Genomic DNA, 19,205 nt, shown 5'->3' with positions numbered 1-19,205 from the left:
GAGTGAGCGTTGATCATGACTTGTCCTGGTATTCAGGGAGTTGGGTTGGGGCACTGTGGCGTAGGACACCTGATGGGGTGCCATTTCTCCCGTCTGCGCAGATGGCTGGAAGTGTGCGTTCCGTTCGCGATCGACTCGTGTGGCACCGGGGGCGGGCGAAACCTTTTCCCTCTCCTGTGCGTCAATACGTACGGGGAGGGTTCTGTCCGCGTAAAGGCGCTCACAACGGGCAGACGACCCAGAGGTCTTTCAGCGGTGCGGTGGGGAGTGACGGAACAATGGAACACGAGGCGCGGTCGGCGCGTCAGCTGTGGGTCGAGGACGCGAAGGGCCGGCAGCGCATGCCCGATCCGGTCCGGAACGCCGCCGTACGGGCGGTGATGATCACCTCGGTGACGCTGGTCCAGGCGGTGGTGGCCTTCCTGTGCACGGTCTCCGGCGCGTGGCTGGCCTTTCCGATGACCATCGGGGCGGTCGCCTCCACGGTCGTGGCCACCTGGAGTGTCCTCGACGTGTGGATCACCCGTCAGGTGTGGCGACAGCGCAACGGCGTGGTCTCCGAGCCCAGCAGCACGGCGCGCTCGCTGCGCCGTGAGCGGCGCGAGGAGGAGCGGTCGGAGACCGCGACGATGCCCGAGGCCGCCTGAGCCTTCGGCGCGGTACGGCGGAGCGGCCCGGCCCCCCAGGGGGCCGGGCCGCTCCGCCGTCGGCGCTCCGGGCGTCGGGAAGCCGGACCGTCCGTCAGGCCGCCGGCGCCGGGTCGTCGGACGGGTGGCGGCGGAACATCCGCGTCGCCGTGATCTCGCCGTGGATGGTCTCCCCCTCGGCGGCAAGCTGCGGAAGCCCCGGACGCAGGTGCTCCTCCACGCTGATGTACTTCAGGCCGGCCCGCAGGTCGGCGTCGTTGCGCAGCCGGATCACCAGAGGGAACTCGGCCAGCGCGGTCGTGTCGAACAGGCCCGTCGTGTAGAGGAGCTGGACGCCGAGCGCGTCGGAGACGGCCCGCTGGAGTTCGAGCAGGTACGTGGCGTTGGCGCGGCCGATCGGGTTGTCGAGGAACAGCGTGCCCGCGTGGCGGTGCTTGTCGCGGCCCCGGTCGTTGGAGCGGAGCGCGGCCATCGTGCAGTACAGGGCGATCGCCGCGGTGAGCAGCTGACCGCCGGAGAAGACGTCGCCCATCTGCCCGACCGGCACCCGCTCGGCGCGCAGCACGGCGTCCGGCTTGAGGATCTCGACGGAGACGCCCTTGGGCTCCAGAGCCGCCTGGACGCCCCTGAGCAGCAGGGACATCCCGTCGCGTCGCAGGTCGGAGTTCTTCTTGACGGCGGCACGGGTGGCCTCGTCGACGACCTCGCCGAGCCGCTCCGCGAGGGTGGCCTGGTCGGGCTCCTCGAAGCGGATCCGGAGGAACTCCTGCCCGGACCACTCGCCGAGGCCCTCGGGGAGCCGGGAGAGCCGCTGGGCGGAGCGGAGGGTCGCCAGCGAGGACTCCACGAGGCCGCGCAGCCGGTCCACGATCGAGTCGCGGTTGCGCTCCAGCTGCGCCAGCTCGTCGGTGAGGACCCGCAGCCGCGGCGCGAACGCCTCGGCCCACTTGGCGGCGTGCTCGGGCAGCGCGGACGCGGGCAGCTCGCGGATCTGCTGGCGGGCCGGGGTGCGGACCTGCTCGTAGCGGGTGGAGTTGGCGTGCCGGACGAGGATGTCGCTCGCCTCGCGCACGGCGGCGTCGGCCGCGGACAGCTCGGCCGTGCAGCCGCGCAGCGAGCGCCGCGCCTCGGCCGCGACCGTACGGGCCTCCTCCAGGGTGCCGCGGTACGCCTCGGGCTCGTCCCGCTCCTCCTCCGCGTGGTCGCGCAGCAGGTCCCGCAGGAGGGCGGCCGTCTCGTCGAAGCCGCCCGCGGCGTCCTCGGCTGCCCGGTGGTCGCGCAGCAGCCCGGAGTGGGCGGCGCGGGCCGATTCCAGGGCGTCGGTGCGCAGGGCGAGTTCGGTGGTGGCGGTGCGGAGCAGGGCCTGCGCCCGCTCGGCGTCGGCCGGGACGAGGTCCTCGGGCAGCTCGGTGTGGGCCTCGCCGTCCTCGGGCGCCAGGCGCTCGGCCTCGCCTCGGAGCCGGCCCAGCTTCTCACTCGCCTCCGAGGCGCGGGTCTCCAGCATCTGGACCAGCGACTCCGCGCGCGCGGCGGCGGCCTGCCGGGACGGGCCGTCGGCGCCGTCCGTGGACTCCAGGAGCTGCTCGGCGCGGGTGCGGACCTTGTTGGTGAGCCGGTCGAGCTCGGCGAGGGCGGCGGACTCGTCGCTCTCGGCGCGGGCCTGCTCGGCGCGCAGGTCGGCGCCGACGCCGACCTTCTCGTACAGCTGGGACGCGGCCCGGTACGCCTCGCGGAGGGTGGGCAGGGCGGTACGCGGCGCGGCCGGGTCCTCCTCCGGCAGGGTGTCGAAGGCACCGGCGATCTCGGCGCGCTCGGCGCGCAGGGCGCGGGCGGTGCGGTGCGCGTCGTCCGCGGTCCGCTGGGTCGCGCGGCGGTCCTCGTCGGCGGCCCGGGCGCGCTCCAGGCACGTCTGGGCGCGGGCCTCGGACTCGGTGGCGTCGTCGGCGAGCTCGCGGAGCTTGGCCTGCCAGGCGGACCGCTCGCGCAGGCGGAACGCCAGGCCGGCGAGGGCGTCGGCGGCCCGGCGGGCGCGCTGGGCGGCCTCCTGGCGCTCGTCCCTGACCTGGGTCGCCTCGGCGGCGGTCTCGTCGGCCTCGGTGCGGACGGCGCGGGCCTCGTCGAGCGTCGCGGCGGCGGCCTCGGCGGTCTCGCGGGCGGTGGCGGCCACGGCGGCGAGCTCGGCGAGCATCCCGGGCGGGCAGTCGGCGCGCCAGGCGCCGATGCGGGCGGCGAGGGCCCGGTCGGCGGCGAGCCGGGCGGCGAGGGCGCGGATCTCCTCGTCGCGGGCGGCGGCGCGGGCGCGCAAGGCGTGGCGTTCCTCGTCGGCCGCGAGCTCGTCATGCATGGCCGGGTTCGGCGGGACGAGGAAGACGCCGGTGTCCCCGGCCGCCTCCTGCGCGGGGACGGGGGCGAGCAGGGCGGCGGCGGTGCCGACGGCAACGGCGGAGCGGGGCAGCAGGGCGGCGGAGCCGAGGACCTCGCGGGCGCGCCCGTAGGAGACGGGGTCGGTGATGACGACGCCGTCGACGAGCTCGGGGCGGGCCGCGAGCACGCGGGCGTGGTCGGCGGGGTCCACGGCCTGCGCCAGGTAGCGCCAGCCGGGGAGCGCGGGGATGCCGTGCTCGCCGAGGTACTCGACGGTGGCGAGGACGTCGGGACCGGGCGGCAGCAGGCCGCCGTCGCCGAGGGCGCCGAGGATGCGGGAGTCGTCGGCGGCGGCGGTGCGCAGGTCGAACAGCTGCCGCTCGGCGGAGCCCACGGCCTGGTCGAGCATGGTGCGCAGTTCGTCGGCGTACCGGTCGAACTCGGTGACGGTGAGGGGGCCCTGGGGGGTGCCCTGCGGTGCGGGGGCGTCGTCCGGGTCGGCCGGCGCGGCGGCCCGCTGGCCCGGGAGCGGCGACCCGCCGGCCGGGAGGCCGGAGTTCCCGGCCGGGAGGCTCAGCAGTTCGGCGAGGCGCTCCTCCGCGGCGAGGGACTCGGCGGCGCGGCGCTCGGCGTCGTAGGCGTTCCCCGCGGCCTCGGCGGCGTCGGCGGCGCGGGCGGCGGCGAGTTCGGCGCGGGATTCGGCTCCGGCGGCCTCACGCGCGCGGTCGGTCGCCGCACGGGCGGCCTCGCGGGCCGTGTCCCACGCGGCCACCGTGCTCTTCTCGGCGTCGCTGGCGGCGAGGGCCGCCCGGGCCGGGTCGGCGTCGGGCGCGGTGTCGTCGAGCCAGCCGGCCCGTACGGCCTCGGTGGTCTCCTGCTCGACCTCGGCGAGCCGCTGGCGCAGGTGACCGGCCTCGCTGCGGGCCCGCTGGGCCTCGGTGGCGGCGGCGGTGGCGTCGCGGTGGGCGGTCTCGCCGACCTCCTGGAGGGCGGTGGAGCGTTCCTCCTCCTCCGCCGCCCGGCGCTCGCCCTCCTCGGCGGCGGCCGCGAGGGCCCGGACGAGGTCGGCGGCGGCCTTGGCACGGGCGGCGAGGGCCGGGGCGGCGTCCCGCTCGGCCTCACGGATGGCGGCCGCCACGCGCGCGGACCGGTCGCCGGCGGCACGGTGGCGGAGGACCGCCTCGGCGGCCTGCCAGGCGGAGTGCAGGGTGCGGGCGTCGGTGAGCTCGCGGCGCTGGGCGGCGGCGCCCTTCTCGGCGGCCGTCAGGGCCAGCGAGGCGTGCCGGTAGGCGAGTTCGGCGGCGATGAGGGAGCTGCGGCCGCGTGCGGAGCCGGCCTCGTCGACGGCGTGGGCGGCGGAGGTGACCTGCTGGGCCAGCTCGGCCGCGCGGCCCCGCTCCTCGGCGGCGCGGCCGGAGAGCCGGCGGGCGAGGGTACGGGTGCGCCGCTCGGCGCCGGCGTGGACCTCGCGCGCGTGGGACCGGGTCCCGGCGGCCTCGACGATCCGGCCGAGGAGGTCCACGGAGCCCGCGGTGAAGTCGCGCTCGGCGGTCAGCTCGGCGCGGCGGCCCAGCTTGTTGCCGAAGCCGCCGACGAGGTCCGCGAGGCCGTCGGTGTCCCGCGTGTCGGTGACCGCGCGCAGCAGCAGGTCGGTGAAGTCGGAGTCCTTCTTGACCGCGAACAGTCCGGCGGCCTCGCCCTCGTCGGCGTTCATCTCGCGCTGGTAGCGGAAGAGTTCGGGGTCGAGGCCGAGCTCGCCGAGGTGCTCGTTCCAGCGGTCGTGGATCTCCTCCCAGACCACCTCCAGGTGGGGGTACGCCTTGCCGGCCTCGGTCAGCGCGTCGCGGAAGCCCTTCATGGTGCGGCGGCGGCCGCTCGCGCCGGAGGCACCCTCGACGGGCGGCCGCACCGAGGTCGCCTCGGCGACGGGGAGGTTGTCCAGGCTGAGTCCGGGGCCGGGCCGGAAGGAGTACCAGGCCTCGGCGAACTTCCGGGGGTCGTTGGAGACCTGGCGGCCGCGCCACTCGCTGGCCTTGCCGACGACGACGAGCTCGCCGGTGAGGGTGTGCTGCCACTCCAGGGCGACGTGGCCGCAGTCGTCGGCGAGGAGGAACTTGCGCAGCACGCCGGAGCTGGCGCCGCCGAGGGTGTTGCGGTGGCCCGGGAGCATGACCGAGAAGATCAGCTTCAGGAGGACGGACTTGCCGCCGCCGTTCTCCAGGAACAGCACGCCCGCGGGCGCCGGGCGGCGCGGCGGGCCGACCGGCTCCTCCTCGAAGAACTCCGCCTGGGTGGGGGCGGGATGGGGCACGGGCGCGCCGACCCCGCGCAGGTCCAGGACGGTGTCGGCGTAGCGCGCACCGGCGGGGCCGATCGAGTAGAGGCGGACCCGGGACAGCTCGTACATGGCGAGGGACTCTCGTGCTGGGGAAGGTCGGTTACGCGGCGGGGCGGGCGGTGCTAGGAGTGGAACGGGAGGCCCGCGTCGGCGGCGAGCTCCAGGTCGTCGCCCTGGGGCGGCGGGACGAGCGTCGCGGAGCCGTCGCTGACGGGGACGACGCCGAGTTCCAGGAGCTCGGCCATGGCGGCGGAGCCGGCCATGTCGCGCACCTGGAGCTGGTAGCGGGCGGTGGTCCGGTAGGAGCCGCCGCCCTCGTCGCCGGTGCGCTGGAGGAAACCGGAGTCGGTGAGGAACGCGGCGGCCTTGCCGACGATGCCGGTGGTGGAACCGGCGAGCCTGCGGGCGTCCTTGGTGGCGCCGGTGGCGCTCCGGCGCGCGTAGATCCGCCAGGCGGCCTCCAGGCCGGGCGCGTCGGACGCCGGGTCCGTGTTCTCCCCCTCCTCCTCGGCGCGCTGCTCCAGGCGCAGGCACGCCTGGCGGACGAACGCGTCGACGCCGTTGACGGTGAGACGGCCGATGTACGCGTCGTCGGCGAGGTCCTCGGGGCGGGGGAAGGCCATCGCGGCGACGGCCAGGTGGGCCAGGCCGTGCAGGAACCGGTCGGCGGAGTCCGTGGAGGCGCGGCGGGCGTAGTCGCCCATCCGGACGGCGAAGACGGAGTCCTCGTCGGCGGTGACGGCCATCCCCGCGCGCGGGGACACTTCGAGGACGACCAGGCCGAGCCCGGTGGCGACGGCGTCGGCGAGCCGGGCGAAGGCGGAGTCCTCGCGGTAGCGGCGGAGCAGCTCGGTGTACTCGGCGTCGCGGGCCGGCAGCAGCTTCGGCTGGAGCCCGAAGGAGACGAGCCGGGCCGCGTCCGCGGCGTCGGCCGGGGTGACGGCGGACGGGCCGGACGTGGAGGGTGCCGGGGGCTGCGGGGGCTCCTGCTCGCTCCACGCGTCGGCGTACTCGGCGTGGGTTTCGCTCACGGCTGGGGCTCCTCGGTGACGCTCTCGGTGGGGACGGCGCCGGTGCCGGGTCGGGGCACGGGCAGCGGGACGGGGGTGACGGACGCGGGCGGCGCGGGGCGGTCGGCGGGCTCGGACGGCTCGTCCGTCAGCCGCACGGCCCGCACGGACGGGAGCGGGTCCCGGTGCCGTGCCGGGGCGCCGCGCGAGGGCATCGCCACGGTCCCGAACCTCGGCCGCGTCGCGGTGCCCGGACCGGGCTCCTCGTCCGCGCCGGGCTCCCGCCGCGGCCGGCCCTCGGCCTCGCCCCGGCCGACGGCCGGCGGCTCCACGAGCACGGGGCGCAGCCGCGGACCCGCGGGCGCGGGGTTCGCGGGCGCAGGGCTCGCGGGCGCGGGCGCCGCGGGCCGTTCCGGAGGAGTGGCGGGCGCGGGCACGGTGGCGCGCCCGGGCGTGCTCTCCGGCGCCGTGGCGGGCGCGGGGACGGCATCGGGCACGGTCAGCGGCACGACCACCACGACGGACGCGGGTGCGGTCGTCGGTACCGGGACGCCCTCGGGCTCCGGATCGGTCCGGGGTGCCGGGGCGGGCACCGGTTCCGGAGCGGCGTCGGACACGACGGCGGGCACCGGTTCCGGGTCTGCCTCCGCCACGACGGTGGCGACAGGTACGGCGGCGGGCGGCGCGTCCTGGCCGGCCTCCGGTGCGGCGGAGCCCTCGGGTACGGCGGCGGGGTCGGCCGGCTCCGTGCGGGCCGGAGGGACGGCGACGGGGCCGGTGGGGCCGGCCGGAGCCTGCGGGGCGAGGGTCACGAGGCCTCCGTGCGGTCGGCGGCCATGCCCACGGCGTCGAGCAGGGCCGTACCGACGACGAGGTCGGCGCCGCCGAACTCGGGGTCGTCGAGGGGGGTGCCGTCGTCGACGGCGAAGAGGAGCCGCTCCTCGCCCTGCCGGTAGGCGGTGCCGACCGGGGGGCTCGCCGCGTGCACGGCGAGGAGGGCGACGAGGTAGGGCAGGTCCGGGTCGAGGCGGCGGGCGTCGGCGAGGAGTCCGGAGAGCCTGCGCGGGGCGTCGTGCTCCAGGTCGAGCAGGCGCTGCGCGCTCGCGAGCTGCTCCTCGCTGAAGCGGGAGTCGTCGGGGGTGGCGATGAGGTCGGGCTCGGGCATCTCCGCGCCGAGGTGCTCGCGCTCCACCGGCGGGGTCAGCAGGAGGTCGACGAGGTCGCCGAGGCGGACGGAGGCGGGGGTGCGCAGCCCGGTGCCGCGGGCGAAGAACGCGTCGGTGACCCGGGTGGCCTGCTCGACGGGGAGCGGCAGGACCGGGGCGACCAGCTGGCCGTACAGGTCGAGGCCGGTGTACATCGCGGGGGCGGCGAACGCCTGCCGGTCCTGCTCGGCGCGGAAGAGGGGTCCCGCCTCCAGGAGGCGGGACTGCAGCTGGGTGTGGCGCCGGATGCAGTCCTTCACTATGTCGACGAGCTCGGCGGCGCGACGCTTGTGCTCGGCCGTCTTCGCGTCGGTGGCGGCCTCGGCCTCGTCGCGGGCCTTGCGGATGTTGGTGAGGATCGCGTTCTCGTGGCGGTAGCGGTCGGCGACGTGGTCGAGCGCCTCGGCGATCATGTCGGGGACGGTGTGGAGCCAGTCCACCGCGCGGACGTTGCGCCGGGTCGCCTCCAGGGTCCTGCGCAGGAGTTCGGCGTACTGCACGGTGCGGTAGCGCGCCTGCTCGGCGGCGAGCTGGGCGTCGGCCAGGCGGCCCCGGTTGATGAGGACCTCCAGCTTCACCTCGGCGGCGATCTGGGCACTGGTGACGTCGGTGTCGAGGGCTCCGACGAGCACGTTCACCGCCTCGTCGGTGGTGCGGAGGTAGACGCCGCCACCGTAGCCCGGGACCTCCTCGATGAGCTTGAAGTCGTAGTCCCTGCGGACGTAGACCCCGTCGGTCCCGAAGGTGCCGTAGACCGCGCGGAAGCCGCGGTCGACGCTGCCGACGTTGATGAGGTTCTCCAGGACCCAGCGGGCCACGCGCTCGTGCTCGGCGGCGGGGCGGGCGGGGGCCTGGGCGGCGACGCGGGGCAGCAGCCGGGCGACGATCTGCTCGTGGTCGGCGCCGGTGTCGAAGTCCATGTTGAGCGTGATCAGGTCGATCGCCGCGAGGGCCACCTCGGCCATGGCGTAGACCGTGTACTCGCCGGCCAGGTTGGCCTTGCGCGCGTCGAGGTCGTGCAGCGGCGCGGTGCACGCGAGCGCGCGGAGGCGCCGCGCGAGCCCTTCGTCGGCGGCCGGGCCCTGCGCGGGCCGCGGCCCCGCGCTGAGCTGGGGCGGAACGAGGTCCGTCGAGGCAGGCGAAGTCACGGTGGACAGATTAGGTCCTCGACCTGACAACGGTCGAAACGGCGCAGATGCGACCGGGGTCCCGGAGGGGTGGCCGACGAGGTCCCCGCGGGGCCCGCCGGTCAGCCGGCGGAGCCCGCCGGGGCGTCCACGGCCCGGGCGTACGCGGCCGTGACGCGGGTGCGGGAGTCGTCGAGGTAGCGGGCGAGGAGCCGTTCGGCCGTGCCCCGCTCGCCGGCCCGCAGGGCGTCGAGGATCTCCCGGTTCCGCACGAGGTAGGGCTCGTGGAGGGCGCGGGGGTCGTCGACGACGTGGAAGGCGAGGCGGAGTTCGGCCAGGACGCCGCGCATGAGTTCGTCGGTGCGGGCGCTGGCCGCGAGGGCGACGAGTTCGCGGTGGAAGTGGATGTTGGCCGTGGAGACGGCGTTCCAGTCGGCCGCGCGGGCCGCGGCCTCACCGGCAGCGACGGCGACGGCGAGGCCGTCCAGGGGGAAGGGCGGCTGCCCGAGGCCGCGGACGACGGCGCACTCGACGAGCCTGCGCGTGCGGTAGATGTCGTCCACGTCACCCACGGCGAGGACCCGGACGAAGACGCCCCGGTTGAGCTCGTGGACGAGCAGGCGTTCGTGGGTGAGGAGCCGGAACGCCTCGCGGAGTGTGTTGCGGGACACACCGAGGGCGCCGCCGATGGAGTCCTCGGAGAGCCGGGTGCCGGGCGCGAAGTAGCCCTCCGCGATCCGGGTCCGCAGGATGTCGGCGACCCGCTCGGCCGTGCTCGTCCGCCCGAGCAGGGCGCGGTCGTCCGCCAGGCCCCCGGCTTCGGCGGCTTCCCTCACGTCCACGGCGCCCCGTCCCTTCCTCGTGTCCGGGGCCGAGTCAACCCCAGGAGCGGGGCGGTCGACAACACGACTCTTGTTGGATCGTTCAACGATCCTCTATTTTGACGGCGACCGGACCTCCTCGGGAAAGGGGCCCACGGACATGGCCACGGCGACGATCGACCTCAACGCGGACCTCGGCGAGGGCTTCGGCCGCTGGACGCTGACCGACGACGAACAGCTGCTGTCCGTCGTGACGAGCGCGAACGTGGCCTGCGGCTTCCACGCCGGGGACGCGGCCACCATGCGGCGGGTGTGCGAACTGGCGGTCGCGCGCGGGGTGCGGATCGGGGCCCAGGTCTCCTACCGGGACCTCGCCGGCTTCGGGCGGCGCTCGATGGACGTCCCGGCGGCGGAGCTGTCCGCCGAGGTGGCCTACCAGATCGGTGCCCTGGAGGTGTTCGCGCGGGCGGCGGGTTCGCGGGTCGCGTACGTGAAGCCGCACGGCGCGCTGTACAACCGCGTGGTCCACGACGAGGAGCAGGCCGCGGCGGTCGTCGAAGGGGTGCTGCTCGCCGACCGGACGCTGCCGGTCCTCGGCCTTCCCGGGTCCCGGCTGCACGACGCCGCTGCCGGGGCGGGGCTGCCGGTGGTGCCGGAGGCGTTCGGCGACCGGGCCTACCGGGCGGACGGCTCCCTGCTGCCACGGGGGCAGGAGGGAGCCGTCGTCACCGACCCGTCCGAGGTCGTGGAACGGTCGGTCGCCATGGCCCGGTCCGGCGTCGTCACCGCGCACTGCGGCAGCTCCGTCGCGGTCCGGGCCCGGTCGCTCTGCCTGCACGGCGACACCCCGGGCGCGGTCGGCCTCGCCCGGCGGGTCCGCGAGCGCCTGGAGGGCTCCGGCGTGCGCGTGGAGGCGTTCGCGTGAGCGCCGGGGGCCTCCGGGCGCTCCGGGTCGGCGAGCGGGCCCTCCTGGTCGAGCTGGACTGCGGCGAGCAGACGGAGGCGTTCCACGCCGAACTGCTGCGCCGACGGGCGGCGGGCACCCTGCCCGAGGTGCGCGAGATCGTGCCGGCCGCCCGGACGGTACTGCTCGACGGGGTGGCCGACCCGGACCGGCTCGCCGCCGAACTGCCCGGCTGGGAGGTGGCACCGCGCCCCGCGCGCGGGGGCGGGACGGTGGAGGTACCGGTCCGCTACGACGGCCCCGATCTGGCGGAGGTCGCCGCGCTGTGGGGCGTGTCCGTCGAGGAGGCGGTCCGGATCCACACGGCCGCCGAGTTCCGCGTCGCGTTCTGCGGGTTCGCCCCGGGCTTCGGCTACCTCACCGGGCTCGGCGCGCGCCACGGCGTACCGCGGCGGGCCACGCCCCGCACCGCCGTCCCGGCCGGTTCGGTCGCCCTGGCGGGGCCGTACACGGGCGTCTACCCCCGCTCCTCCCCCGGTGGCTGGCAGCTGATCGGCACCACCGACGTGGTGCTCTGGGACACCGCCCGCGATCCCGCGGCGCTCCTCTCCCCCGGCACGCGGGTCCGGTTCACGGCCGTGGACGGCCCGGCGGGGTGCGCGGCGGGCGCCGGGGCGGAGCGGGGGCGATGACCGACCGCGCCGTCGCCGTGGTCCGCGCGGGCGCCCTGACCACGGTGCAGGACCTGGGGCGGGTGGGATACGCGCACCTCGGGGTGCCCCGTTCGGGCGCGCTCGACCCGGCGGCCGTCCGGCTCGTCAACCGGCTCGTCGGCAACGCCGGGACGGCGGCGGTGCTGGAGACCACCGTCAGCGGCTGCGCGCTGCGGCCCCGCTGCGCGGTGACCGTCGCGGTGGGCGGCGCGCCGTGCCCGGTCCGCGTGGACGGGCGCCCCGCCGCCTGGGGGACGGCGGTCCGGGTCGAGGCCGGGGCCGTGCTGGAGATCGGCGCGGCCGTGCGCGGGGTACGCGCGTACGTGGCGCTCGGCGGCGGCATCGAGGTCGACCCGGTGCTCGGGAGCCGCTCCACGGACCTGCTGTCCGGACTCGGACCGGACCCCCTGGCGGACGGGACGGTCCTGCCGCTGGGGGCGGAGACGGCCGTGCGGGGGCCGGTCGACGCACCTCCCTGGCCGGGCCCGCCGGACACGCTCGTCCTGCGGCTGCGGCTCGGCCCGCGCGACGACTGGTTCACGTCCGGCGCGCTCCGCGCCCTCGCCTCGCGCGCGTACCGGGTCTCCCCGGCGTCCAACCGCATCGGACTGCGGCTCGACGGGCCGCCCCTGGAACGGGTGAGGCCGGGTGAACTGCCCAGCGAGGGCATGGTGCTCGGCGCGGTCCAGGTGCCGCCGGACGGGCGCCCCGTGGTTTTTCTCGCCGACCACCCGACTACCGGCGGCTATCCGGTGGTCGGGGTCGTCAGGGAGTCCGATCTGGGCGCGGCGGCGCAGGCGGTGCCGGGGACGGCCGTGCGGTTCGTGCCCGTGCGGTGAGGACGGGCCGCCGCGGAGGGCGCCCGGGGAAACGGGAGACGGGCCGCGCGGGCGGGTGGGGGCGGCAGGGCCCTCACGGGGCCGGCCGGTCCCTGGCGCGGCCCGTTCACCCGGGTTCCGGCCCCTCCGGTGCGGGGCTGCCGTACCCCCCGCCGCCCGGGGTGCGCAGGACCAGGACGTCGCCGGGGCCGACCTCGGTGGTGGCGGCTCCGCCGAGGTGCTCGACCGTGCCGTCGGCGCGTTCCACGAGGTTCTCGCCGAGGGCGCCGGGCTCGCCGCCGGCCATGCCGTACGGCGGGACCCTGCGGTGGCCGGTGAGCAGGGCGACGGTCATCGGCTCCAGGAAGCGCAGGCGCCGCTCGACGCCGTGGCCGCCGTGCCGGCGGCCGCGGCCGCCGCCGTCCTCCCGCACCGCGAAGGAGTCGACCCGGACCGGGTGGCGCCACTCCAGGATCTCGGGGTCGGTGAGCCGGGAGTTGGTCATGTGGGTCTGGACGGCGTCGGCGCCGTCGAAGCCGTCGCCCGCGCCGGAGCCGCTGGCGACCGTCTCGTAGTACTGCGTGCGCGCGTTGCCGAAGGTGACGTTGTTCATGGTGCCGGAGCCCTCCGCCTGGACGCCGAGGGCCGCGTACAGCGCTCCGGTGACGGCCTGCGACGTCTCGACGTTCCCGGCGACGGTGGCGGCTGGGTGGACGGGGGCGAGCATCGATCCGGTCGGGACCAGGATCTCCAGGGGCTCCAGGCAGCCGCTGTTGAGCGGGATGTCCTCGTCGACGAGGGTGCGGAAGACGTACAGGACGGCGGCCGTGACGACGGCCGTGGGCGCGTTGGCGTTGCCGGGCAGCTGCGCGGAGGTGCCGGTGAAGTCGACGACGGCGGAGCGGCGTTCACGGTCGACCCGGACGGCGACCTCGATGACCGCGCCGCCGTCGGTCTCGTAGCGGTACGAGCCGTCGGCGAGGCGGGCGACGAGGCGGCGGACGGACTCCTCGGCGTTGGCGCGGACGTGCCGCATGTAGGCCCGGACGACGTCGAGCCCGAACTCGTCGACGGTCCTGCGCAGTTCCTCGACGCCCTTCTCGTTGGCGGCGATCTGGGCGCGGAGGTCGGCGAGGTTGGTGTCGGGGTCGCGGGAGGGGTGCAGGGCACCGGTGAGCAGCTCCCGGGTCTCGGGCTCGCGCAGCCGGCCGTCCCGGACGAGCAGCCAGTCGTCGAAGAGGACGCCCTCCTCGTCGACGGTCGTGCTGAAGGCCGGCATGGAGCCGGGGGTGATGCCGCCGATCTCCGCGTGGTGGCCCCGGGAGGCGACGACGAAGCGGAGTGCGTCGCCGGTGTCGTCGAAGACCGGCGTCACCACGGTGACGTCGGGCAGGTGGGTGCCGCCGTGGAACGGGTCGTTGACCGCGTACACGTCGCCGGGGCGCAGGTCGTCCCCGCGCCTGCGGAGGATCTCCTTGATGGACTCTCCCATGGAGCCGAGGTGGACGGGGATGTGGGGGGCGTTGGCGATCAGGTTGCCGTCGGCGTCGAAGAGCGCGCAGGAGAAGTCGAGTCGCTCCTTGATGTTGACCGACTGGGCGGTGTTCTCCAGGCGGACGCCCATCTGCTCGGCGATGGCCATGAAGAGGTTGTTGAAGAGCTCCAGGAGGACCGGGTCGACGTCCGTCCCGGCGGCCACGCGCGCGGGGCGCGGGGTGACGCGGCGCAGCAGCAGATGGCCTTCGTCGGTGGCGGTGGCGCGCCAGCCGGAGTCGACGACGGTCGTGGCGTCGGCCTCCGCGAGGAGTGCGGGGCCGTCGACGGCGTCGCCGGGCCGGAGTTCCTCGCGGCGGTGGAGCGGGGCGTCGTGGAGGCCGCCTCCGCTGTGCATCCGCACGGTGGCGCGCGGGGAGACGGGTCCGGTGCGGTCGGTCGTGCCGAGGACGGCCGGGCCGTGCGGGCCGGCCGTGCCGACGGCCTCCAGGGAGACGGCCTCCACCACGAGCGGCCGGTCCAGGGTGAAGGCGTACCTCGCCCGGTGGATCGCCGTGAACGCGGCCTTCATCGCGTCGGGGGCGGCGAGGTCGACCTGGAGGCTCGCGTCCGTCCCGGCGTAGCGCAGGAGCACGCGCGCGTGCGTGGTGATCGCCTCGTCGGGCACTCCGTCGGTCCGCAGCTCCTCCCGGGTGCGGTCGGCGAGCGCGGCGCAGAGCCCGGCCACGCGCGCGGGGGTTCCGGCTTCGTCGAGGGGCGCCTCCACGGACTGTTCCCGCATGGCGGTGGCGTCGGCGAGCCCGATGCCGTAGGCGGAGAGCACCCCGGCGAGGGGCGGGATCAGGACGGTGTCGATGCCCAGGGCGTCGGCGACGGCGCAGGCGTGCTGGCCGCCGGCACCGCCGAAGCTGGTGAGGGCGTAGCGGGTGACGTCGTGGCCGCGCTGCACGGAGATCTTCTTGACGGCGTTGGCCATGTTCAGGACGGCGATCTCCAGGAAGCCGGCGGCGACCTCCTCGGGGGTGCGGCCGTCGCCGACGTCCTCGGCGAGGGCCGTGAACCGCCGTCGTACGACGTCGGCGTCCAGGGGGCGGTCCCCCGTGTCGCCGAAGACGGCGGGGAAGTGGGCGGGCTGCACGCGGCCGAGCATGACGTTGGCGTCGGTGACCGTGAGGGGTCCGCCGCGGCGGTAGCAGGCGGGTCCGGGGTCGGCGCCGGCCGAGTCGGGGCCGACCCGGTAGCGGCGGCCGTCGTAGTGGAGGACGGAGCCGCCGCCCGCCGCGACGGTGTGGATGCTCATCATGGGGGCCCGCATGCGCACCCCGGCGACCTGGGTGCCGAGTTCACGCTCGAAGGCCCCGGCGTAGTGCGAGACGTCGGTGGAGGTGCCGCCCATGTCGAAGCCGATGACCCGGTCGTACCCCGCGGCGGCCGACGTACGGGCCATGCCGACCACGCCGCCGGCCGGTCCGGACAGGACCGCGTCCTTGCCCCGGAAGTGGGCGGCCTCGCGCAGACCGCCGTTGGACTGCATGAACACGATCCTGATCCCGGCGAGTTCGCGGGCGACGCCGTCGACGTACCGGCGCAGCACCGGGGAGAGGTAGGCGTCCACGACGGTGGTGTCCCCGCGCGGGATCAGTCTGATGAGCGGGCTGACCTCGTGCGAGCAGCTCACCTGGGTGAAGCCGGCGGCGCGGGCGGCGGCCGCGACGCGGGTCTCGTGGTCGGGGTGGCGGTAGCCGTGCAGGAGGACCACGGCGGCGGAGCGGAAGCCGTCGCGGTGGGCGGCGGCGAGGGCGGCGGCGACGGCCGGCTCGTCCAGCGGGCGGACGAGCCCGCCGCGGGCGTCGACCCGTTCGGGGACCTCGATCACGCGCGCGTAGACCGGTTCGGGGAGCACGATGCGGCGGTCGAAGAGCCGGGGCCTGTTCTGGTAGGCGATCCGCAGGGCGTCGCGGAAGCCCTCGGTGACGAGGAGGACCGTCGGTTCGCCGCGGCGCTCCAGGAGGGCGTTGGTGGCGACGGTGGTGCCCATCTTGACGACGGCGATCCGGTCGGCGGGGACGGGGTCTCCGGGCTCCAGGCCGAGAAGGAGCCGGATGCCGGCGACGGCGGCGTCCCCGGGGCGCGCCGGATCGTGGGAGAGCAGCTTGCGGGTGACGAGCCGGCCGTCGGGTCGCCGCCCGACGACGTCGGTGAAGGTGCCGCCCCGGTCGATCCAGAACTCCCAGCGCCCGTTCATCTCCCCATTGTGGCCGCGAGCGCGGTCGCGAGGGCGGCGTCCGCGCGCGCGTCGAGGGGTCCGGTGCCGGTCCCGTCGGCCCGGTGGCGCGGCTCGGCGCCGGCGAGCAGCAGGAGCTGCGGCAGCAGGTCGCGGCTGCGGCGCAGCACCCAGCCGGTGCCGGCGGTGGCGAGCCAGAACAGCGCGTCGGCGCGGGTCGGAGGCGGTTCGGCCGGGTCCGGCGACGGCGGCGCGCCGTGGGCGAGGCCCCGGTGGACCAGCAGCCGGTGGAAGCCGGCGGCGACGGCCCGGTGGCCGCGCTCGCCGGGGTGCAGCCGGTCGGCGCTCCACAGGCTCCGGTCGTCGGTCCACGCGGGGCCCGCCAGGTGCAGGTGGACCGCCTCGTGCCGGTCGGAGAGCGCGTGCACCACGGCGTTCACGGAACGCTGGCGGCGGGCCAGCGGGCGTGCCAGCGGCGGGGGCAGACCGAGCATCCGCCCCGGGTCGGGGAGGCAGGCCGTCAGGAGGACGGCCCCGCGGGCGTCGAGGTCGGAGCAGACCCGGTCGAGCCGCCGGGCCAGCAGCGCGATGTCGAAGCCGCGGCGCAGGGTGTCGTTCACCCCCACGACGACCGAGGCGAGGTGGGGCCGGAAGGCGAGGGCGCGGGGCGCCTGCGCACCCGCCACGTCGGAGCTGAGGGCCCCGCTGACGGCGAGGTTCAGGAACTCCGTCTCCCGCCCGCCGGCCGTGAGTCCGTCGGCCAGCAGCGCCGCCCATCCCCGCCACGCACCTCCCACCCGGTCGCCGACGCCCTCGCTCAGCGAGTCGCCCAGGACGGCGAACCTGAGGGGCTCACGGGGATGGGGGCCGGAGCCGCGGCCTGGGCCGGGACCCCGGGTGCGGCCGGGGGCGTGGGGGGATGCGATGGCGGGCGCCTCTCCGGACGCCGGCCCCGGGAGGGAGGCGAGCGGCGGGCGCTCCGGGCGTGCGGGAGCGGGGTACCCGGGGGCGGAGGCGGGAGCCACCGGGGTGGGAACGGCGTACGCGGGCGTGGAGGCGGGGGCGGGCCCGGTCATCGGCGGGGCTCCCCGGAGCGGCGCGGCGCGGTGGGCGCACCGGCGGCGTCGTGGGCGCGGAGGAAGGCCGCGACGGAACGGTCCCAGGAGAAGTGCTCGGCACGCGCGCGTGCCGAGCGGCGGCGGTCGGGTTCCGGCTCGGCGAGGAGGCCCTGGACGGCGGAGGCGAAGGCGGCCGGGGTGTCGGCGGCCGCGGCACCGGCGGTCCCGACGACCTCGGGGAGGGCGGAGGAGGCGCTGACGACGACCGGCGTCCCGCAGGCGAGGGCTTCGAGGGCGGAGAGGCCGAACGTCTCGGCGGGTCCGGGGGCCAGGCACACGTCGGCGGCCGCCTGGAGGTCCGCGAGGGCCTCGCGGTCGGCGACGTGGCCGAGGAACCGCACCGGGAGGCACCGCTCACGTGCCCGCCGCTCCAGGGCCCCCCGCAGGGGCCCGTCGCCCGCGACGACGAGCGCCGCCGCGACCCCCGCGGCCCCCGCGGCCCGGAGCTCCTCCAGGGCGTCCAGGGCCGTACCGGGCCGCTTCTCGACGGAGAGACGCGAGCAGAGCAGGAGGAGCACCCGCTCCCCGTCCGCGTACCGGGCACGGAGCACGGTGCTGCGGCGGCCGGGCCGGCAGCGATCCAGGTCCACGCCGAGCGGGGCACGGGCGACGTTGCGGGCGCCGATCCGCAGGAACTCCCGCTCCGCCCACTCCGTCGTGCAGACGATCCTCGCGAAGGCCCAGGCCGTGCGGCGGTTGAGGCGGTCCGCGGTGCGGGCGGCCAGCGCGGGCGGCACGCCCCAGGTGCGGAGCACCCCGTCCGCCGTCTCGTGGGAGACCATCACCGCGGGCACGCGGGCGCGTCGCGCCCATTCGCCCGTCCACCGCAGGGTCGTGCGGTCCGAGACCTCGATCCGGTCGGGGGCCAGCTCGTCGAGGAGCCGGGCCACACGGCGGCGGTCGGCGAGCACCCGGTAGCCACCGGTGCCGGGCAGGACGGGCCCGGGGAGCGTGACGACCCGGCCCTGCGGGGTGGGCCGGTCGCTCGCGACGTCGCCGGGGACGACGAGGACAGGCTCGTGCCCGGCCTCCAGGTACCCGCGGCCGAGCCGGTCGAGAGCGGTGCGCAGCCCGCCGGAGGTGGGGGTGACGAAGTTGGCGAGCCGCACGATCCGCAGCCCCTCGCCGGCCCGCCGGAGGCCCGGCTCCCCGGCCGTCGTGACGGTCGCCCGCGCGCCCCGTTCCGTACCGACGCCGCTCATGCCGCCACCGCCGTCCGCTCGCGCAGGACCTCCCGGTAGTGGCCGATCAGCTCGTCGCCGAGGGCCTCCCAGGTGCGTCCCTCGACGGCGGCCCGGCCGCGCAGGGCGAAGGCGGCCCGGGTCTCGGGCGCGGCGGCGAGGCCGGCGACGGCGCCGGTGAGGGCGTCCGGGTCGCCCGGCGGGACGAGCAGTCCGGTCCGCCCGTGGTCGACCAGGTCCAGGGGGCCTCCGGCGGCCGGCGCGATCACCGGGACCCCGCTCGCCATCGCCTCCTGGACGGTCTGGCAGAAGGTCTCGTGCGGGCCGGTGTGGGCGAAGACGTCCAGCGAGGCGAAGATCCGGGCCAGGTCGGCGCCGGTCCGGCGGCCGAGGAACCGGGCGCCCGGAAGGGCCGAGCGCAGCGCCGGGGCGCTCGGCCCGTCGCCGACCACGACGACCCGTACGCCGGGGAGCGCGCACGCTCCGGCGAGCAGGTCCACGCGCTTCTCGGGGGCGAGCCGGCCGACGTAGCCGACGAGCAGTTCGCCGCCGGGGGCCAGTGCGCGGCGGAGGGCGGCGTCGCGCAGTCCGGGGCGGAAGCGGTCGGTGTCCACGCCGCGCCCCCAGAGCCTGATGCGCCCGATGCCGTGGTCCTCCAGGTCGCGCACGGCGGCGGAGGACGGGGCGAGGGTGCGGTCGGCCGCGCCGTGCACGGCGCGGAGGCGGCGCCAGGCGGTGCCCTCGCCCGTCCCCACGTACGTGCGCGCGTAGCCGGCGAGGTCCGTCTGGTAGACGGCGACGGCGGGGATGCCGAGCCGGGCGGCGGCCGTCATCCCGCGCACGCCGAGGACGAACGGCCCGGCGAGGTGGACGATGTCGGCGCGGTGCGCGGCGATGGCGGCGGCGACCCTGCGGCTGGGCAGGGCGACCCGTACCTGCGGATAGCCGGGCAGGGGCAGCGAGGGGACCCGCACGACGGCGCAGGGGGCGTCGGCGTCCGCGGCGGGGTCGGCGACGGCGGGGGCGATGACGAGCGGGGAGTGTCCCCGCCGGACGAGGTGGCGCGCGGTCTGCAGGGCGCAGTGCGCCACTCCGTTGACGTCGGGAGGGAAGGATTCGGTGACGATGACGACACGCATAGGGGTGTTGTCGTCGCGCTCGGCGTGTACCCGCCGACGTCGATCTGGACGGCGGGGGAACGGCCCGTGAGCGTTTCGCCGCGCGGCGGCCGGTGGACCCCC

The 19,205-nt window shown here is 76.7% G+C and carries 13 protein-coding genes; 4 read left to right on the top strand and 9 right to left on the bottom strand.

The genetic code is table 11. The features are described 5' to 3' along the window. Positions 1-176 precede the first annotated feature (176 nt). Positions 177-647, top strand: a complete 471-nt coding sequence (locus tag ACZ60W_RS32665) for a hypothetical protein (RefSeq protein WP_469759018.1) — start codon at positions 177-179, stop codon at positions 645-647. Between the two features lie 94 nt (positions 648-741). On the opposite strand, the gene ACZ60W_RS32660 is transcribed toward ACZ60W_RS32665, so the two are convergent. The 5 genes from ACZ60W_RS32660 to ACZ60W_RS32640 all read right to left on the bottom strand — a co-directional run bounded on the left by ACZ60W_RS32660 (position 742) and on the right by ACZ60W_RS32640 (position 9,533). After that, positions 742-5,418: a hypothetical protein gene (locus ACZ60W_RS32660; RefSeq protein WP_469759017.1), complete on the bottom strand. Its 4,677-nt coding sequence runs from the start codon at positions 5,416-5,418 to the stop codon at positions 742-744. 53 nt (positions 5,419-5,471) lie between these two features. After that, positions 5,472-6,380, bottom strand: coding sequence for a hypothetical protein (locus ACZ60W_RS32655; RefSeq protein WP_469759016.1), 909 nt, complete (start codon positions 6,378-6,380; stop codon positions 5,472-5,474). Continuing rightward, complete coding sequence (locus ACZ60W_RS32650; protein ID WP_469759015.1) at positions 6,377-7,171, bottom strand: hypothetical protein; 795 nt, start codon at positions 7,169-7,171, stop codon at positions 6,377-6,379. Before ACZ60W_RS32650 ends, ACZ60W_RS32655 begins: the two co-directional genes overlap by 4 nt. Further along, positions 7,168-8,712 carry a hypothetical protein gene (locus ACZ60W_RS32645; protein ID WP_469759014.1) on the bottom strand — a complete coding sequence of 515 codons (1,545 nt, stop codon included), beginning with the start codon at positions 8,710-8,712 and terminating at the stop codon, positions 7,168-7,170. Before ACZ60W_RS32645 ends, ACZ60W_RS32650 begins: the two co-directional genes overlap by 4 nt. A gap of 101 nt (positions 8,713-8,813) precedes the next feature. Continuing rightward, positions 8,814-9,533: a GntR family transcriptional regulator gene (locus tag ACZ60W_RS32640; RefSeq protein ID WP_469759013.1), complete on the bottom strand. Its 720-nt coding sequence runs from the start codon at positions 9,531-9,533 to the stop codon at positions 8,814-8,816. A gap of 139 nt (positions 9,534-9,672) precedes the next feature. Between ACZ60W_RS32640 and ACZ60W_RS32635 the strand changes: the two genes are divergently transcribed. From ACZ60W_RS32635 to ACZ60W_RS32625, 3 genes are read left to right on the top strand one after another with little or no spacing between them, the layout of a single operon-like run. Beyond that, positions 9,673-10,437 (top strand): LamB/YcsF family protein, encoded by a 765-nt coding sequence (locus ACZ60W_RS32635; RefSeq protein ID WP_469759012.1) that lies wholly within the window; start codon positions 9,673-9,675, stop codon positions 10,435-10,437. After that, the gene (locus ACZ60W_RS32630; RefSeq protein WP_469759011.1) at positions 10,434-11,108 is read left to right on the top strand and encodes a 5-oxoprolinase subunit B family protein; all 675 of its coding nucleotides are present in this window, start codon (positions 10,434-10,436) and stop codon (positions 11,106-11,108) included. The genes ACZ60W_RS32635 and ACZ60W_RS32630 overlap by 4 nt, the downstream gene beginning before the upstream one ends. Continuing rightward, on the top strand, positions 11,105-11,968 hold the full coding sequence (locus ACZ60W_RS32625; RefSeq protein WP_469759010.1) for a 5-oxoprolinase subunit C family protein: 864 nt from the start codon (positions 11,105-11,107) through the stop codon (positions 11,966-11,968). The genes ACZ60W_RS32630 and ACZ60W_RS32625 overlap by 4 nt, the downstream gene beginning before the upstream one ends. 106 nt (positions 11,969-12,074) lie before the next feature. Here the strand turns inward: ACZ60W_RS32625 and ACZ60W_RS32620 are convergent, their stop codons facing one another. The 4 genes from ACZ60W_RS32620 to ACZ60W_RS32605 are packed head-to-tail and all read right to left on the bottom strand — an operon-like array spanning position 12,075 to position 19,103. Beyond that, the gene (locus tag ACZ60W_RS32620) at positions 12,075-15,686 is read right to left on the bottom strand and encodes a hydantoinase B/oxoprolinase family protein (RefSeq protein ID WP_469759009.1); all 3,612 of its coding nucleotides are present in this window, start codon (positions 15,684-15,686) and stop codon (positions 12,075-12,077) included. Then, a complete protein-coding gene (locus ACZ60W_RS32615; RefSeq protein ID WP_469759008.1) occupies positions 15,683-16,741 on the bottom strand; it encodes an SGNH/GDSL hydrolase family protein in 1,059 nt (352 codons plus the stop codon). The genes ACZ60W_RS32620 and ACZ60W_RS32615 overlap by 4 nt, the downstream gene beginning before the upstream one ends. Next, positions 16,738-17,985: a glycosyltransferase gene (locus ACZ60W_RS32610; RefSeq protein ID WP_469759007.1), complete on the bottom strand. Its 1,248-nt coding sequence runs from the start codon at positions 17,983-17,985 to the stop codon at positions 16,738-16,740. Before ACZ60W_RS32610 ends, ACZ60W_RS32615 begins: the two co-directional genes overlap by 4 nt. Beyond that, the gene (locus tag ACZ60W_RS32605; RefSeq protein WP_469759006.1) at positions 17,982-19,103 is read right to left on the bottom strand and encodes a glycosyltransferase family 4 protein; all 1,122 of its coding nucleotides are present in this window, start codon (positions 19,101-19,103) and stop codon (positions 17,982-17,984) included. The genes ACZ60W_RS32610 and ACZ60W_RS32605 overlap by 4 nt, the downstream gene beginning before the upstream one ends. Positions 19,104-19,205 lie beyond the last annotated feature (102 nt).

It is taken from the genome of Streptomyces sp. NPDC104202 (assembly GCF_055584185.1).
This window is presented reverse-complemented; position numbering and strand designations above follow the sequence as displayed.

What these genes read in the sequence shown, in the direction of transcription:
- ACZ60W_RS32610 (WP_469759007.1), bottom strand. Translation starts at nt 17,985, where the DNA reads ATGAGCGGCGTCGGTACGGAACGGGGCGCGCGGGCGACCGTCACGACG.
- ACZ60W_RS32605 (WP_469759006.1), bottom strand. Translation starts at nt 19,103, where the DNA reads ATGCGTGTCGTCATCGTCACCGAATCCTTCCCTCCCGACGTCAACGGA.
- ACZ60W_RS32660 (WP_469759017.1), bottom strand. Translation starts at nt 5,418, where the DNA reads ATGTACGAGCTGTCCCGGGTCCGCCTCTACTCGATCGGCCCCGCCGGT.
- ACZ60W_RS32625 (WP_469759010.1), top strand. Translation starts at nt 11,105, where the DNA reads ATGACCGACCGCGCCGTCGCCGTGGTCCGCGCGGGCGCCCTGACCACG.
- ACZ60W_RS32635 (WP_469759012.1), top strand. Translation starts at nt 9,673, where the DNA reads ATGGCCACGGCGACGATCGACCTCAACGCGGACCTCGGCGAGGGCTTC.
- ACZ60W_RS32620 (WP_469759009.1), bottom strand. Translation starts at nt 15,686, where the DNA reads ATGAACGGGCGCTGGGAGTTCTGGATCGACCGGGGCGGCACCTTCACC.
- ACZ60W_RS32615 (WP_469759008.1), bottom strand. Translation starts at nt 16,741, where the DNA reads ATGACCGGGCCCGCCCCCGCCTCCACGCCCGCGTACGCCGTTCCCACC.